Source organism: Mycobacteroides abscessus ATCC 19977 (assembly GCF_000069185.1).
Classification (GTDB): domain Bacteria; phylum Actinomycetota; class Actinomycetes; order Mycobacteriales; family Mycobacteriaceae; genus Mycobacterium; species Mycobacterium abscessus.
Genome location: NC_010397.1, coordinates 3627515 through 3643498 on the forward strand (window position 1 = coordinate 3627515; position 15984 = coordinate 3643498).

At 64.8% G+C, this 15984-nt stretch carries 12 protein-coding genes; 2 read left to right on the plus strand and 10 right to left on the minus strand.

The window, feature by feature from the left end:
* Window positions 1-347: 347 nt before the first annotated feature.
* On the minus strand, window positions 348-3137 hold the full coding sequence (gene secA / locus MAB_RS18160; RefSeq protein WP_005080888.1) for a preprotein translocase subunit SecA: 2790 nt from the start codon (window positions 3135-3137) through the stop codon (window positions 348-350).
* A gap of 142 nt (window positions 3138-3279) precedes the next feature.
* Window positions 3280-3678: a PaaI family thioesterase gene (locus MAB_RS18165; RefSeq protein WP_005111906.1), complete on the minus strand. Its 399-nt coding sequence runs from the start codon at window positions 3676-3678 to the stop codon at window positions 3280-3282.
* Between the two features lie 90 nt (window positions 3679-3768).
* Here MAB_RS18165 and MAB_RS18170 point away from each other — a divergent pair, with 90 nt between their 5' ends.
* Window positions 3769-5091, plus strand: a complete 1323-nt coding sequence (locus MAB_RS18170) for an aminotransferase-like domain-containing protein (protein ID WP_005080886.1) — start codon at window positions 3769-3771, stop codon at window positions 5089-5091.
* A 74-nt stretch (window positions 5092-5165) separates the two neighbouring features.
* Here MAB_RS18170 and hpf read toward each other — a convergent pair whose 3' ends face one another.
* The 4 genes from hpf to MAB_RS18190 all read right to left on the minus strand — a co-directional run bounded on the left by hpf (window position 5166) and on the right by MAB_RS18190 (window position 8039).
* Window positions 5166-5837 carry a ribosome hibernation-promoting factor, HPF/YfiA family gene (hpf, locus tag MAB_RS18175; protein ID WP_005080884.1) on the minus strand — a complete coding sequence of 224 codons (672 nt, stop codon included), beginning with the start codon at window positions 5835-5837 and terminating at the stop codon, window positions 5166-5168.
* Window positions 5838-6179: 342 nt separating this feature from the next.
* Window positions 6180-6803: a ComF family protein gene (locus tag MAB_RS18180; RefSeq protein ID WP_005094308.1), complete on the minus strand. Its 624-nt coding sequence runs from the start codon at window positions 6801-6803 to the stop codon at window positions 6180-6182.
* A gap of 117 nt (window positions 6804-6920) precedes the next feature.
* Entirely contained in the window at window positions 6921-7613 is a 693-nt protein-coding gene (locus MAB_RS18185) for a TetR/AcrR family transcriptional regulator (RefSeq protein WP_005111908.1), read from the minus strand.
* A gap of 3 nt (window positions 7614-7616) precedes the next feature.
* Window positions 7617-8039: a hypothetical protein gene (locus tag MAB_RS18190; protein ID WP_005080878.1), complete on the minus strand. Its 423-nt coding sequence runs from the start codon at window positions 8037-8039 to the stop codon at window positions 7617-7619.
* 122 nt (window positions 8040-8161) lie between these two features.
* On the opposite strand from MAB_RS18190, the gene MAB_RS18195 reads away from it, so the two are divergent.
* Window positions 8162-10111: an acyl-CoA dehydrogenase family protein gene (locus MAB_RS18195; RefSeq protein WP_005088450.1), complete on the plus strand. Its 1950-nt coding sequence runs from the start codon at window positions 8162-8164 to the stop codon at window positions 10109-10111.
* On the opposite strand, the gene lpqB is transcribed toward MAB_RS18195, so the two are convergent.
* From lpqB to MAB_RS18215, 4 genes are read right to left on the minus strand one after another with little or no spacing between them, the layout of a single operon-like run.
* Window positions 10108-11862: an MtrAB system accessory lipoprotein LpqB gene (gene lpqB / locus MAB_RS18200; protein ID WP_005088448.1), complete on the minus strand. Its 1755-nt coding sequence runs from the start codon at window positions 11860-11862 to the stop codon at window positions 10108-10110. The two genes, MAB_RS18195 and lpqB, sit on opposite strands and share 4 nt — an antisense overlap.
* Window positions 11859-13589: an MtrAB system histidine kinase MtrB gene (gene mtrB / locus MAB_RS18205; RefSeq protein WP_005080870.1), complete on the minus strand. Its 1731-nt coding sequence runs from the start codon at window positions 13587-13589 to the stop codon at window positions 11859-11861. Before mtrB ends, lpqB begins: the two co-directional genes overlap by 4 nt.
* Window positions 13586-14272 carry a two-component system response regulator MtrA gene (gene mtrA, locus MAB_RS18210; protein ID WP_014850711.1) on the minus strand — a complete coding sequence of 229 codons (687 nt, stop codon included), beginning with the start codon at window positions 14270-14272 and terminating at the stop codon, window positions 13586-13588. The genes mtrB and mtrA overlap by 4 nt, the downstream gene beginning before the upstream one ends.
* A 51-nt stretch (window positions 14273-14323) precedes the next feature.
* Window positions 14324-15853 carry an AMP-binding protein gene (locus tag MAB_RS18215; protein WP_005080866.1) on the minus strand — a complete coding sequence of 510 codons (1530 nt, stop codon included), beginning with the start codon at window positions 15851-15853 and terminating at the stop codon, window positions 14324-14326.
* Between the last annotated feature and the right edge of the window lie 131 nt (window positions 15854-15984).

Here is a 15984-nt window from a genome sequence, read left to right on the forward strand (position 1 = left end):
AGGTCTCCGAGAACCTTTGCCAGGTTCATCCCGCCTACTACCAGATGTTCACATCTTGCAGCGATCGTTTTCTGTAGCGAACAGTAACGCACGCACTCGATCACGGCAACCCATAGCGCGAACATCCATCAAAAGCGCATCTGAGCTGCGGTTTAGCTCTGATCAGCGGGGTTTATCGGCGCCAGCGAGCGTCAATTGGAGAACCCGCACCGCGGTAGGCGATCGCCGGAACAAACGCAGCGAGATCGGCCATCCGACTGTCGCAGCGTTGCGGAGTATCGAGAGACCCCCGTGACGAGCGCCTACCGGGCATCCCGCACCTCGGGATGTCCGGTAGGTGTCGACGGCTAGCGCTTGCGGCGCGACTTCGCCGGCTTGGAGGTGCGTCCCGCGTTGCGTGCCGCTTCCCGGCGCTCACGGCGCGTGCCACCACCCGACGCCGAGGCTGCGCCGTTTTCGTGTCGGGACTGCGCCGAACCGTCCTCGGCAGGACCCGAATACGTCAGCTCCGGAGTGGACTCTTCAAGCCCCTTGGCCCGCAGCTCCCCGTGCGCGGCTTGAGCTGCGGCAGAAGCGAATTCAGCCAGACCCTCGGGTGCTTCCTGAGGGGCGACGGCGGCGCCGTCCGGCTGCTGGACCTCGACGTTGATATTGAACAGGAAGCCCACCGACTCTTCCTTGAGGCCGTCAAGCATCGCGGTGAACATGTCGTAGCCCTCGCGCTGGTACTCGACCAGCGGGTCGCGCTGCGCCATGGCACGCAGGCCGATGCCCTCCTTGAGGTAGTCCATCTCGTAGAGGTGCTCACGCCATTTGCGGTCGATCACACTGAGCAGAATGTTGCGCTCCAGTTGGCGCATAGAGCCCTCACCCGCCAGCCCGTCGATCTCGGCTTCCCTTGCCTTATAAGCCTTCTTCGCGTCCTCGAGCAGGGCAGCCTTGAGATCCTCGGGGCTCAGTTCGTCGGCCTCACCGTACTCGCCGGAGGCGATCAGCTCTTCGGGCTTGAGGCTTACCGGGTACAGCGTCTTGAGCGCGGTCCAGAGCGCGTCGAAGTCCCAGTCCTCGTGGTAGCCATCGGCGGTGGCGCCATCGACGTAGGCGGCGATGGTGTCGGTGATCATCTCCTGGATCTGCGGCTGCAGATCCTCCCCGTCGAGGATCCGGCGACGCTCGGCATAGATGACCTTGCGCTGTTGGTTCATCACCTCGTCGTACTTGAGGACGTTCTTTCGGACCTCGAAGTTCTGCTGCTCAACCTGAGTTTGCGCACTCTTGATGGCATTGGTCACCATCTTGGCCTCGATCGGCACGTCGTCCGGGACGTTCATGCGCGTCAGGATCGTTTCCAGCGCAGCACCATTGAAGCGGCGCATCAGTTCATCCTGCAGCGACAGATAGAAGCGGGACTCGCCCGGGTCGCCCTGACGCCCGGAGCGCCCACGCAGCTGGTTGTCGATACGCCGTGATTCGTGCCGTTCGGTGCCCAGCACGTATAGTCCACCGGCCTCCTGCACCTCCTTGGCCTCGGTTTCGGCAGCGTCCTTGAACTTCTGCAGCGTCTCGTCCCAGGCGGCCTGGTATTCGTCCGGAGTCTCCACCGGGTCCAGGCCTTGCTCGCGAAGGTGCTTGTCCGCCAGAAAGTCCGGGTTACCGCCCAGCACGATGTCGGTACCACGGCCGGCCATGTTGGTGGCCACCGTGATGGCGCCGCGGCGCCCGGCCTCCGCGATGATGGCGGCTTCTTGTTCGTGGTACTTGGCGTTGAGCACATTGTGCGGAACGCGACGCTTGGTGAACTGTCGCGAAAGGTATTCGGAGCGTTCAACACTCGTGGTACCGATGAGGACGGGCTGTCCCTTCTCGTACCGCTCCACCACATCGTCGACAACGGCGATGTACTTGGCTTCCTCGGTCTTGTAGATGAGGTCGGACTGGTCCTTGCGCACCATCGGCCTGTTGGTGGGGATGGACACCACACCGAGCTTGTAGATCTCGTTGAGCTCGGCCGCCTCGGTCTGGGCAGTACCGGTCATGCCGGCGAGCTTGTCGTAGAGACGGAAGTAGTTCTGCAGGGTGATGGTGGCCAGCGTCTGGTTCTCGGCCTTGATCTCCACCCGCTCCTTGGCCTCGATGGCCTGGTGCATGCCCTCGTTGTAACGACGCCCCATCAGCACACGGCCGGTGAACTCGTCGACGATCAGCACCTCACCCTCGCGCACGATGTAGTCCTTGTCGCGGGTGAACAGTTCCTTGGCCTTGATGGCGTTGTTCAGGTAGCTCACCAGCGGCGAGTTGGCCGCCTCGTACAGATTGTCGATGCCCAGCTGGTCTTCGACGAACTCCACGCCCAGCTCGTGCACCCCGATAGTGCGCTTGCGGATGTCCACCTCGTAGTGGGTGTCCTTCTCCATCAGGGGGACGATCCGTGCGAACTCGGTGTACCAATTGGACGCGCCATCGGCCGGGCCCGAGATGATCAGCGGGGTTCGGGCCTCGTCGATGAGGATCGAGTCGACCTCGTCGACGATGGCGAAGGCATGTCCACGTTGCACCAGCTCGTCGAGCGAATGGGTCATGTTGTCGCGCAGATAGTCGAAGCCGAACTCATTGTTGGTGCCGTAGGTGATGTCGGCGTTGTACGCGTCGCGACGCTCCAACGGGGTCATCTGCGACAGGATCACGCCCACATCCAGCCCTAGGAAGCGGTGTACGCGGCCCATCCACTCCGAGTCACGCTTGGCCAGGTAGTCGTTGACGGTGACGACGTGGGTGCCCTTACCGGCCAGCGCGTTCAGATATGCGGGCAGCACACAGGTCAGGGTCTTGCCTTCACCGGTCTTCATCTCGGCGATGTTTCCTGCGTGCAGCGCGGCGCCACCCATCACCTGCACATCGAAGTGCCGCTGGCTCAGCACGCGCCAGGATGCCTCCCGCGCGACCGCGAATGCCTCGGGCATCAGGTCATCAAGGGTCTCGCCCTTCTCCAGGCGCCCCTTGAACTCGCCGGTCTTGGCCTGCAGCTCGGCATCGGAGAGCTTCTCGATGTCGTCGGACAGGGTGTTGACGTAATCGGCCACGCCCTTGAGACGCTTGACCATGCGACCTTCACCGAGGCGCAGCAACTTCGACAGCACGTCAATATCCCCTGTACTCGTTAGGACTTGTCAGATTCAGCGAGTCCCATCGTAGGCGTCGCCCCCGGCGGCGCCGTCCAATGTCTGCCCTGCGCGGAATAAGTAGCCTCTGGCAGGCGCTGCCGGGCCGGGCCGCAAGCTCCTATCGCCCCGCCGCCCGGTCGCCGCGCAGCGTCATGACGGTGCTGGTCACCGAGGCCACTGCCTTACCGTCACCCCGCGCTACCTCGCAGGTGTAGTGGGTGATGGTGCGGCCCACATGCGCTGGTCGCGCGGTCGCGACAAGGGTGTCGGCCCACACCGGACGCAGGAAGGCGGCACGGATATCGATGCTGGTGAAGGTCTCCCCCGGCCGCATCAGAGTGGAATGCGCGGTCCCGATCGCGGCGTCGGCCAGTTCTACCAGGAATCCACCGTGCACGGTGCCCTGCTGATTGCCGTGCTTGGCCGGATCCGTCTCCACCCGAACCGACGCGGTGCCGGTTTCCGCGGCGACAATTTCGAAGTCAAGCAGCTGCGAGATGGCGGTCGGGTAGCGCATATGGCACGGGAATTCGATCGTCACGCATCGACGGTAAACGCGTAAATTAGTGCAATCAATAAATTGTCCTAATTACAATCGGGAGAACACGTGCGCATTCGACGTCATGCCGCGGTCGCCGACGGGATCGCCGAGCAGATCAGGACCGGTGCGCTCCCCGCCGGAACCCGGCTGCCCACCCATCGTGCGCTGGCGGCGCGCCACGGCATCGCGGTCGCCACAGCGAGCCGCGTCTATCGCGATCTGACCGCGTCCGGGCTCGTCGTCGGCGAGCCCGGACGCGGCACATTCGTGCGCGACCTCAGCGGCTTCGCCGGGCTGGAGCCCGCCCGGCTTTCCGCCGGCCAGCGCACCGCCGATCTTTCCTTCAACCAGCCCCTATCGACCGGGCAGGACGACGAGCTGCGCCAGGCATTGCGTGGTTTGGCAGCCGAGGGCGACCTGACCAGCCTGCTGTATCAGCAGCCTCCGGGCGGGCGCAGCCGCGACCGCGCGGCGATCGCCAGCTACCTGCTGGGGCGCGGTATCGACGTCGCGCCGCACAGCGTCCTGATAACCGGCGGGGCCCAACAGGGTTTGGATGCTCTCCTGGTGGCACTCGCCGAGCCGCGTGCTGTCGTCGCCGTCGACGCACTCACCTATCCGGGCATCAGAATGCTGGCCACCGCACGGCACCTCGACCTGGCCGCGGTCCGCGCCGACACCACCGGTATGGACATCGACCATCTGGAATGGCTGTGCGGTCAGCGACCGATCTCGATGCTGTATCTCATTCCCACACTGCATAATCCGCTGGGTTACATCCTCGGCGCGAGCGCGCGTCAACGCATCGCCGCGCTGGCCGCACGCCATGACTTCCACATCATCGAGGACGCGACGTACGCGTTTCTGGAGCCCGCGGCGCCCCCACCCGTGCAAACAGTTGCACCGGAACGCACGTTCTATATCGGGAGCATGTCCAAGAATCTGGCCTCCGGGCTACGCATCGGATACGTCGTCGCTCCCCTTGCCCGACGTCCGGCGCTGATCCGCTCGTTGCGCGCAACGAGCTGGGGCGCGTCCAGCATCGCCAGCGCCCTGACAACGCGCTGGCTGACCGACGGCACCGCGGCGAAGCTGGAGAAGCAACGCCGCGAGGATGCCCGCCAACGCCAAGTCATCGCCCGGGCCGAGCTGGCCGGTCTCGATTACCACGCCCATCCCGCGTCGTATTCCGGCTGGCTCACCCTCCCCGAGCATGCACGCAGCGACGTCATCGCGCACGAGCTCGCAGAACACGGGATCATGGTGACCACGGCCGACGCGTTCGCGACAACGGCACACGCACCAAACGCACTGCGCCTAGCGCTGGCCACGCCCGAGCTATCCGAGCTCACCGCCGCGCTGCGTCATATACGCACGGCGACAACATGACTACCGCCCTACGAAAAATCCCCGCACCGGTTGCGGTCCCAGTGCGGGGATTCTCTGCGCGGTGACCGCGCGCCCTATTCCCCGAGGCGTATCAGGCCGTAGTCATACGCGTGCCTGCGGTACACCACCGATGGGCGACCGGACGACTGGTCGTGGAAGAGGAAAAAGTCGTGACCGACCAGTTCCATCTCGTACAGCGCGTCATCGACCGTCATCGGCTTGGCCGGGTGTTCCTTGGTGCGCACGATCTGACCGGGGCCGTGGCCATCATCAACCTCGGCACCGTTATGACTGTGCGCGCCGTTCACGGCGACGGGCGGCGTGAAAGCATCGGCCGGCAGGACGGCGGTGGCCTCGGCGAGCGAAACCGGCGTCTTGTCCCCGTAGTGAACCTTGCGGCGGTCACGGCCCCGACGCAGCCGACTTTCCAGCTTGGCGACGGCAGCTTCGAGCGCGCTGTGGAACGTGTCGGCGCATGCCTCGCCGCGGACAACCGGCCCCCGGCCCCGCGCGGTGATCTCCACGCGCTGGCAGCTCTTCTTCTGGCGACGATTGCGTTCGTGTTCGAGTTCTACATCAAAGAGGTAAAGGGTCTTGTCGTAACGTTCCAGACGGGTCAGTTTGTCGTTCACAAAGATTCGGAAGTGATCGGGGATTTCTACGTTTCGGCCCTTGACCACGATATCGGCCTGGGCCGCCCGCTCCCCGTCCTCAAGTGCAACGGATGCCTTTGATGTGCTTGACAACTCATACCTCCGGTACTGAGAGTGCGCTTGCGTCCAACCTGCCCGCTAGGGACTAAAGATATTGGCGGCGCGCATGTTTGATATTTGAAGTACGCCGGAGTCGCCTGAAACGCTGAGACGGCAGCCCGCCGGCGCTGGGGTTGGCAACCACCTCCTCCGCCATACGGGAAGCAGGCGCTCCGTGTCTGGGGAGTGGCTTGACCGCCCAAACGCGGAACGTTCATAGCTTGTTGGCCCCGACGGTAGTCCGTGTTCACGCGCCTTGCCACCGATTCGTGAGAGTCGTTTCGAGATCGTCATACTCGCGATGAGCCGATCAGGCGAACAATCTCCAACATGCGTCTAGGAATGGGTCAGGGTGAGCGCGGCCGCGACTCGAAATCCTGCGGATTTCAACACCCGCACCGATTCGGCAACCGTGGCTCCGGTGGTCACCACGTCGTCGACAAGCATCAATTCCGTGGCCGGCCGGGCCGTCCGGCGCAGCGCGATGCGGCCGGCAACATTGTGCTGGCGGGCCGCGGCCGACAGGCCGACCGAATCTCGCGCGCCCATCTTCATGCGCAGCAAGGATGCGATGTGCACTCCCGGCATCCGGGCGGCAACGGCAGCGACGGCGGTGACCGGGTCGCCGCCGCGCCCGCGCGCGGCGGTCCATCGCGTCGGAGCCGGAACCAGCGTCACCGGGCGCTCGATCAGATTCCAGCGCAGAAGTTGGTCCACTCCCCGCGCGAGCACAACGCCCAACGGAGCGGCCAGATCGCGGCGGCCGCGCTCCTTCATCGTGACGATCGCCTGCCGCCGCACGCCCGCATATCGCCCCAGCGACAGGACCGGCACGCCCGGATCGACCCGGGTGCTGACCACCGCGGGCTGCGTCGAGAACGCGCACGCGCAGTCATCACACCAGCGGACGGACGGGGACCCACAACCGCCGCACATCAGCGGCAACACCAAATCGAGCATGCACTCACTGTGCGCGTGGGGTCCGACATTGCCCGTTACCGCGCCGAGCTGACATTGGCGGACACATCGCGGGCGAACTAGCGAACCTGAATGTCGTCTCGCCCGGCCAGGGCCGGCCTAGAGCATGGCAACCAGCGCCTCGATTTGGTCGCGGTCCAGCACCTCGACCGTGCCGTCGGGCAGTCCGAGTATCCGGTCGGTGGCAATACCGTAAAGACGCTGACGCAGCACGGCAGCGTCGATCGCCTGCGCCCGCGCCGGCGCATCCGGGGCGGCGATGATGCGCTGCACGGCGGTGCCCATGGTGGCCGCCAGGCCCTGGATCATGTCGCCGACCCCCTCGGGATCGAATGTGTCGAACACCCCTTCGGCGACTCCCTGCGCGATGACCTCGGTGAGTACCGGCCGGAACCTGTCCTCCCAGATCGCCGAGATCCTGCGCAGCAGCGACTGGTTCTCCGGGCGCATCATCGAGGCCATCGCCCCGATACTCTCGGGCGCTCCGAGCGCCATTTTGACCTCGTAGCCGGCACGCAGACCGGAATTCAGACGCTCCAGCGCGCCCCTGCCCTGCGCCTCGAAGACCGGCCGCAAGGCCTCGAATGCCTGGTCTGCGCTGCGTGCGGCCAGCGCGGACACCAGGGCCTCTTTTGATGAAAAGTAATGGTAAAAAGCACCTTTCGACATCCCCGAGGTCGCGATCAAATCGTTGAGACTGACCCTTTCGTATCCGCGCTCCAGGAATAGGGTCATCGCCAGATCCAGCAATTCGGTCCGGCGCAGTTCCGGATGTTTCACCACACGAGGCACGGGTCAGCGTTTCCTGATCCAGCCGACGTAGGTCAGATACACACCGACCACGGCCATGAACAGGAAGAAGCCACGCACCGGCCCCACCGCGGGCACCGAGGCGTCCACGCCCGCCCGCATCAACCCGGGAAACGCCAGCAGCACCAATCCCCGCAACGCCAGAAACCAGCCGAACAGCGAGATGATCACCGCCGCCGCCCCGCGCCAGAACTGATGAAAGGCGATGATCATCAGCCCGCAGAAGAACAGCAGGGCGCCGAACAGCCACGACCACATCGGGTCCCTGAAAAAGCTATCGCCCAGAAAGCCGAGGTCACCGGCACGCACGGCGATGATCGTGGTCACGGTGGCAACGAACGGCCCGATGACCCGTGCGAAGGCACGTGTACGCAGGGCCGGGTCGACCGTGCTCGACGCAATACCCATGTCATGAACTCCTCTCCGAACCTATAGACCGCTGGTCGGTATGTTAGACCAGTGGTCGGTAAATGCAAGTGGTGTGCCGTAGAACCCCGGCCGGCCCGGATCATCTGGCTAGGCTCGTATCCATGGAGACCCGGACAGCACCCGCCGATCCCGAAGTTCTCACCTCGAATCTGCGCGTCGCGCTCGACGGACGGTTCGGTCCGATCCGCGACGCCGCACGCGAATACCTGAACCGCGCCGACCTGCTCCCCGACCCATCGCTGACCCTCGAGCAGGCCCGCGCGCGGTCGCTTCGGATCATGCGCGAGCTGGTTCCACATGGCTTGCCACACGCCGGATTCCGCACGGAGCATGGTGGCACCGGCGACGTCGGAGCTGCGATCGTCGGCATTGAGATGCTCGGCTACGCGGACCTGTCGCTGATGGTCAAGGCGGGCGTGCAATGGGGCCTGTTTGGTGGCGCGATCGAAAACCTGGGTACCGCAACCCATCACGAACAGTATGTGGTCCCGTTGATCAACCTGGATGTGCTCGGCTGTTTCGGCATGACCGAGACCGGCCACGGCTCCAACGTCCAGGCCCTGCAGACCGTCGCCACCTATGACCGCACGACCGGGGACTTCGTCCTCAACTCCGAGGGCTCGTTGGCGCGTAAGGACTACATCGGCGGCGCCGCCGAGCACGCCACCGTATCAGCGGTTTTCGCCCAGCTCGTCACCGGCGGGCCCGGCGAAGAGGCAACCGGACGCGGAGTGCATTGTTTCGTGGTGCCGATCCGGGACGCCGACGGCAACGATCTGCCCGGCATCACCACCAGCGATTGCGGGTACAAGGGCGGGCTAGCCGGAGTGGACAACGGGCGCATCGTATTCGACAACGTGCGTGTCCCGCGCGCCAACCTGCTCAACCGGTATGCCGATGTCGCCGAGGACGGCACCTACAGCTCGCCGATCGAGAACGAGAACAAACGGTTCTTCACCATGCTGGGCACTCTCATCCGGGGTCGCGTCAGCGTCGCCGCCACCTCGGGTGCGGCCGCCCGCAAGGCGCTGACCATAGCCTCGCGGTATGCCCTGGTGCGCAAGCAGTTTGACACACCGGATAGCGATGACGAGGTGATTATCGCCGACTATCTGGTGCACCAGCGCAAGCTGCTACCTCTGATAGCCCGCTCGTACGCGCTGGCCTTCGCGCAGAACGAGCTCACCGAAGAACTCCACCAGGTGCAGACCGCCGACGAGGTGGACGCGGACCGGCAACGCCAACTGGAAAGCGCCGCAGCGGGTTTGAAGGCGATGACCAGCTGGCACGCCCAGCACGCGATCACCGTGTGCCGCGAGGCGTGCGGTGGCGCCGGGTACCTCGACGCCAACCAGCTCACCATCCTGCGACGCGATATCGATGTGTTCACCACCTTCGAGGGCGACAACACGGTGCTCACCCAGCTGGTGGCCAAGGAGCTGCTATCGGCGTACGCAGAAGATGTACGCGGCCTCAATGCCGTTGGTTGGACTCGATTTATCGCGGGAATGGCCCGTGACGTGATCCTGGAACGGTCCGCGGCACGGCAGGTCATCCAGACCATCCTGGACTCCTCCGACGAGGACGTCGAGGAATCTGACTTGAGTAACCGCGGCACCCAGCTACGCCTGCTGCGCAATCGCGAAGATCACCTGCTGCGCACCGCGGCAACCCGGATGCAGCGCGCCCAATCCGACGACGAGGATCCCTTCGAGGTCTTCAACTCCGCCCAGGACCATATTTTGAAGGTGGGTTCGGCGCACACCGAGCGGGTGGTGCTGGAAGCATTCATCGAGGCCATCGACAGCTGCGACAGCAAGTCCGCGCAGGAACTACTGGAGAAGCTGTGCGATCTGTTTGTCTACAGCGCGCTCGAAGCCGACCTGTCGTGGTTCCTCATGCACCGGCACGTCTCGACCGAACGTGCCAAGGCGATCCGGCGCGGCGTCAACCAGCTGTGCGAAGAACTGCGCCCACACCTCGGAACCCTGGTGGACGCCTTCGGAATTCCCGAGGCACTGCTCGCCACGGAGATGATCCCCGACAACTAACCCGTCAGTACCGGAATCGCCTGGGGCACCATGAGCGGACGCACTTCCACCCATCGCTCCTCCGGTGTCCCCAATCCCGTCAGCTGCAGCACGCCGCGCGCGTCGGCGATGTAGATCGCCGCCGGCGAGGCGGCGACGGTCGATACCGGCGTCAGGAGATTCTGGTCGTTCAGATCTGAGTTCACGCCGTCGAGATTCACATTCGCCACCGGATGTGACCCGTCGTTGCGGGCCACCGCGATATCGTCACCGGTGCGCCACGCCAGTGACACCGCCGAATTGCCGAGGCCGTAGCCCAACCGACGCGGATGCGTCAAGGCATAGTCGCCGCTCTCGGTCTGCACGACCGTCGCCAGGATCACCTGGCCCTCGATGATCATCGCGGCGCGAGTGCCGTCCCGGGACAACGCCAATTCGGTGATCGGACCCTTGTACTTCTCCGCCACCGCCGACGGTTCGACGGGCAACACCGCCACCATGGATGTGGTGGCCTCCTGGATTATCCGAACCACTCGGCCGCCGTCGATAACCGTCCACACCGCATCGTCGAGCGCCCAGCTAGGACGGGTCAGCGTCTTGCCGCCAACCGCCTCACTGCCGTTCGCGCCGTTGGCACCGACCCAAAGCGACATCTGTGGATCGTCTCCGGCCTGCACCCGCACGACCGATGCCACCTGTCGCCCACTACGCGAGAGTGCCGCCGAAACCTGGTTGCCCACCTGGCCAAAAGATCCACGCACGGGCACCGCGGCATCGCGATCCACCGTCACCATGGACCCGTTCAACAATCCGTAGAGGCCCACCCCCGCGCCCTCCGACGCGCCGGGATCCGTCGACGCGACGTTCTGAGTGCTCCAGCCCTGCGCGAACTGCTCGTCCAGCGGAGCACCATTGACCTGCAGGACATACGGCCCGGCGATACCCGCCCGCGAGAGCGTCCAAATCACCTGCGCCGCGAGGAACTGCCGGGTGCGCTGATCGGGCGTCAGGTCACCTTCCAGCTCCACACGCACGCCGCCGTATCCGCGGCCCACGTCGACCCTGCTGCCGTCGACGCGGGTCACCGGGCCTCGCAACCGCAGGCCGTTCAGGTGGTTGCGCACTGCCCCCGCAAGCTCGGGACGTGGGCCGGACAAGAGTTTGTACACGAGTTCGGTGGCCAGCAGATCGGGATCGTTAACGGCCACATACCGCGGATCGGGCACCACGGTGCGGCCGGCCGGGTCGGCGAAATAAACGGTGTACCGGCGATAGGTGGACTGAAACTGCCCCCAGTCGAGCAGTACCCCGTTGGGCAGCGAATCGATCCGCCATTCACCGTTGGCCTTCACCAGGGTGAACTGCGGATCTTGAACATCACCCTGAGCGGTCTCGAAGACCCCGATGTCGGACAGGGTGCCCAACTTGTTGGCGCGCACGTTGATCGTCCAACGATCGACACCACGCTGGTCGGCGAATACCGGCGACTCGATCAACACCGCAGCGCCCGCGTCATCCCAAGTCCGCGAACCGGATTCGGTAAGGAACTGGCGCGCCGCCCGGTGCCTGTTGGACGGGTCAGCGGTCGCCTTCAAGAATTCGCGCAGCACCGTTTCGGGCTCCATACCCGGTGTAGGTGCGGGCATCCCCGGCGGTGCCGGGCGCTGCACTGTGCCGATCGCCTGCGGCGAGGACGATGAGGGCACGCCGGCGCAACTGGGGACGATGAGCGCTACCGCCGCCAGAACCGCGGCCACCTTGCGGCATGTCACGACGCATCCTCCGCCCGGCCGCCGGCCGACTCCCGCGGGCGCTCGATTTTGGCACCCGAGGCGCGCATGGGCGTCGTCTCTTGCTCGCCGGGGTGAGCACCCCGCGAAGCCGCCCGTCGCACAGCCGAACTCGGGCGGCTGGTCGGGTTCAACGGCAGCGGACTCGTGGTCACCTTATGCCCACGCACCAGCGGCACCGTCAGACGGAACAACGCTCCATTACCCGGTTCGCCCCACGCCTCCAGGCGCCCCTGGTGCAACCGGGCGTCCTCGACGCTGATGGCAAGTCCCAGGCCGGTGCCGCCGGAATGCCGCTTGCGCGACGGATCCGCGCGCCAGAACCTGTTGAACACCAGCTTTTCCTCGCCGGGACGCAGCCCGACACCGCGATCGCGCACAGTGACGGCCACACTGTCGATATCGGCGGCCATCCGGATGGTGACGGGCTTGTGCTCGCTGTGGTCGATGGCATTGGCCACCAGATTGCGCAGGATGCGTTCCACGCGGCGGGGATCCACCTCGGCGATGATCTCTTTGTCGGGCATGTCAAGCTCGACGCTGGTATCCAGCTCGTCGGCCAGGTGCTGAACAGAGGCCACCACCGCCTTGACGGTGTCACGCAGATCCACCTGCTCTACTGCCAATTCAGCCACACCCGCGTCGTGCCGCGAGATTTCCAACAGGTCGGCGAGCAGCGTTTCGAATCGATCGAGCTCGTTGACCATCAGCTCGGCGGACCGCTGCAGGGCCGGATCAAGCTCTTCGCGGTTGTCGTAGATCAGGTCGGCCGCCATCCGCACCGTGGTCAGCGGCGTACGCAGTTCGTGGCTCACATCAGAGGTGAAGCGGCGCTGCAGATTTCCGAACTCTTCCAGTTGGGTGATCTCACGCGACAGGCTTTCGGCCATATCGTTGAACGACACCGCCAGCCGCGCCATATCGTCGACGCCGCGCACCGGCATCCGTTCGGACAGATGTCCTTCGGCGAAACGCTCGGCGATGCGCGATGCCGACCGCACCGGCAACACCACCTGACGAGCGACCAGCAGCGCCGCCGCGGCCAGCAGCACCAACAGCACCACGCCACCGGTGACGATGGTGCCGCGCACCAGGGAAATAGTGCTTTCCTCGTTGGACAGTGGGAAGACCAGGTACAGCTCGAGGGCGGTGACCTTCGAGGTCGTCGGCGAGCCGATGACCAGTGCCTTGCCCGAGAAACTCTCGGTATGGACCGTCGAGTATTGGTAGCTGACCTGGCCTGCCTTGACGAATTCACGCAAGGGGCCCGGAATCTGAGTGGCCGGTCCCGCCGAAGTTGCCTCGCGGGGGCCGTCGCCGGGAACCAGCAGAACAGCATCGAACGCGCCCGCGCCGCCGCCTTCAGAACCCTTGCTGCCGTTCAGCAGCTGGTTACGGGCCAGCTCCAGACTGCTTTGTAATGACCGGGTTTCCTCACCGCCGACATCGTCGCTGACGATGACGCGTGCGCGTTCCATCTCCTCGGTCGCCACCCGGATCTTCGACTCCAGGATGCGGTCGGTGACCTGGCTGGTGAGCACAAATCCCAGGATCAGGATGACCAGGGAGGACAGCGCCAGGTTGGACACCACCACCCGCACCTGCAGGGAACGGCGCCAGGTGAACCCGACCGCTCGACTCAGCGCCTTCAGTCCGCGTACCAGTGGTGCCGATCGCCGCTGAATGCGCCGCTTCGAGCTGAAGATCACGGGGGTCCGGCCTTATATCCCACTCCTCGAACGGTCAACACCACGGTCGGATTCTCGGGGTCCTTCTCGACCTTCGCCCGCAGACGCTGCACGTGGACGTTCACCAGCCTGGTATCGGCCGGGTGACGGTAACCCCACACCTGTTCGAGCAGCACATCTCGAGTAAACACCTGGCGCGGTTTGCGTGCCAGCGCCACCAGCAGGTCGAACTCCAGCGGGGTCAGCGAGATCTGCTCGCCCTCGCGCGTCACCTTGTGCGCGGGCACGTCGATGTCGATACCCGCGATGTTCAGCAGTTCGGCGGGCTCGTCGTCGTTTCGCCGCAGCCGGGCACGGATGCGGGCCACGAGTTCCTTGGGCTTGAACGGCTTCATGATGTAGTCGTCAGCACCAGACTCCAGGCCCAACACCACATCCACGGTGTCGGTCTTGGCGGTAAGCATGACGATCGGCACTCCGGAGTCGGAGCGCAGCACGCGGCATACATCGATGCCGTTCATCCCCGGCAGCATGAGGTCCAACAAGACCAGGTCGGGGCGCAGCTCCCGGACGGCGGTGAGCGCCTGGGTGCCATCGCTCACGACCGCGGTCTCGAAGCCCTCCCCGCGCAACACGATGGTGAGCATCTCCGCCAATGACGCGTCATCGTCGACAACAAGGATCCTTTGCCTCATAGATCCCATCGTGTCACTAGATCGTGACAAAACCGGGGTACCCAAGGGGCGAGTTGCGAACTAGTCTCGCGCGAGCTGCTCTCGAAGCCTGAACTTCTGGACTTTCCCGGTGGCCGTTCTGGGCAGGGAGTCGACGAACTCGACGCGTTTCGGGCATTTGTATCCCGCGAGTCTCTCCCGGCAGTGCGCTATCAGATCGGCGCCCGATGGCGGATCGTCCAGCGTGACGACCACCACTACCGCGGTCACCAACTCGCCCCATTTCTCGTCGGGAACACCGACCACGGCGGCCTCGCGCACGCCGGGATGCGATATCAGTGCGTCCTCCACCTCGATGGAGGTGACATTCTCCCCACCGGTAATGATGATGTCCTTTTTGCGGTCCGAGATGGTCAGGTATCCGTCGTCCACCGATCCGCGATCACCGGTATGAAACCAATTGCCCGCCAATGCCTCCGCAGTGGCCTGCGGCTGATCCCAATATCCGTCCAGGTTCGTGTTCGACTGGGTCAGCACCTCACCGTCCTCGGCGACGGATACGCGCACACCGATCGCTGGGGCACCCGCGCGGCCCAGCATGCGGGCCTGCTCCTGCACATCGAGACCCGCCCACTCGGAACGGAAACGATTCATCGTGATCAGCGGCGCCGTCTCGGTAAGCCCATAGATCTGGATGAACTCCCACCCCAGCTCGGTGCGCACCCGTGCGATGGTCCGCGTCGGAGGGGGCGCTCCGGCGACGATGATGCGAACGCGATCACGCCCGGGAATGGGCCCCCGCCAACGTGCGGCGGCATCCAGTATCGAGTCGACCACCGTTGGGGCCGCACACATCACGGTGACCCCGTGTTGTTCGACACGGCGCAGAATCTCGTCACCGTCGACCTTGCGCAGCACAATGTGCCGCGCTCCCATACCCGTCGCGGCGTAGGGCCAGCCCCACCCGTTGCAGTGAAACATCGGCAATGTATGCAGCAGCACATCGTCATCGCGCAGGGTCGCATGCAGCCCGAACACAACGGCGTTGATCCAGATATTGCGATGAGTGAGCTGAACACCCTTGGGGCGGCTCGTTGTGCCCGAGGTGTAATTGAGAGTCGCAGTGCCTGTTTCGGACCCGGACCATGGATCGGGGGTCACAGCGTGAGGCGAATCCAGCTCCCCGAATACTGCCGCATCGTCCTCGCCCAGCACAAAGTTGTGGGTGGCCCGTACGGTGTCCAGCAGGCCCCGCACCTCGGGGTCGACCACCAGCACCGAAGCACCCGAATGTCCGACGATGTACTCGATCTCGGCGGGCGCCAACCGAAAGTTTATGGGCACCAAGATGCGTCCCCACCCGGATACGCCGAAGAACGAGGTGAGCAGCCGCGCGCTGTTCTGCGAAACGATCGCCACCCGCTCCCCCGGCCCGACCCCGAGGGCGTCGAGAGCGGCCGCCTGTCCACGTGCTCGCGCGGCGAGTTGCCGGTAGGTCAACTGCCCCCAGGACGGGGCCGGTTGCACCGGCTCATCGACGACACCCACCCGTTCGGGGTACACAAGTTCGGCTCGGTCCAGGAAATCTCGCACGCTCAGATCGAAGAACACGCACCAATCCTGCCGCCTGACACGCGGTGCAGGGGGGATATCCACGAAGCAACGGTTCATCTTGCCGGTCACTGGCACCGGGGTGTTTAATGATGGCGCTTTGTTCAGCAGTGGTTCATGTGCGCTTTGCG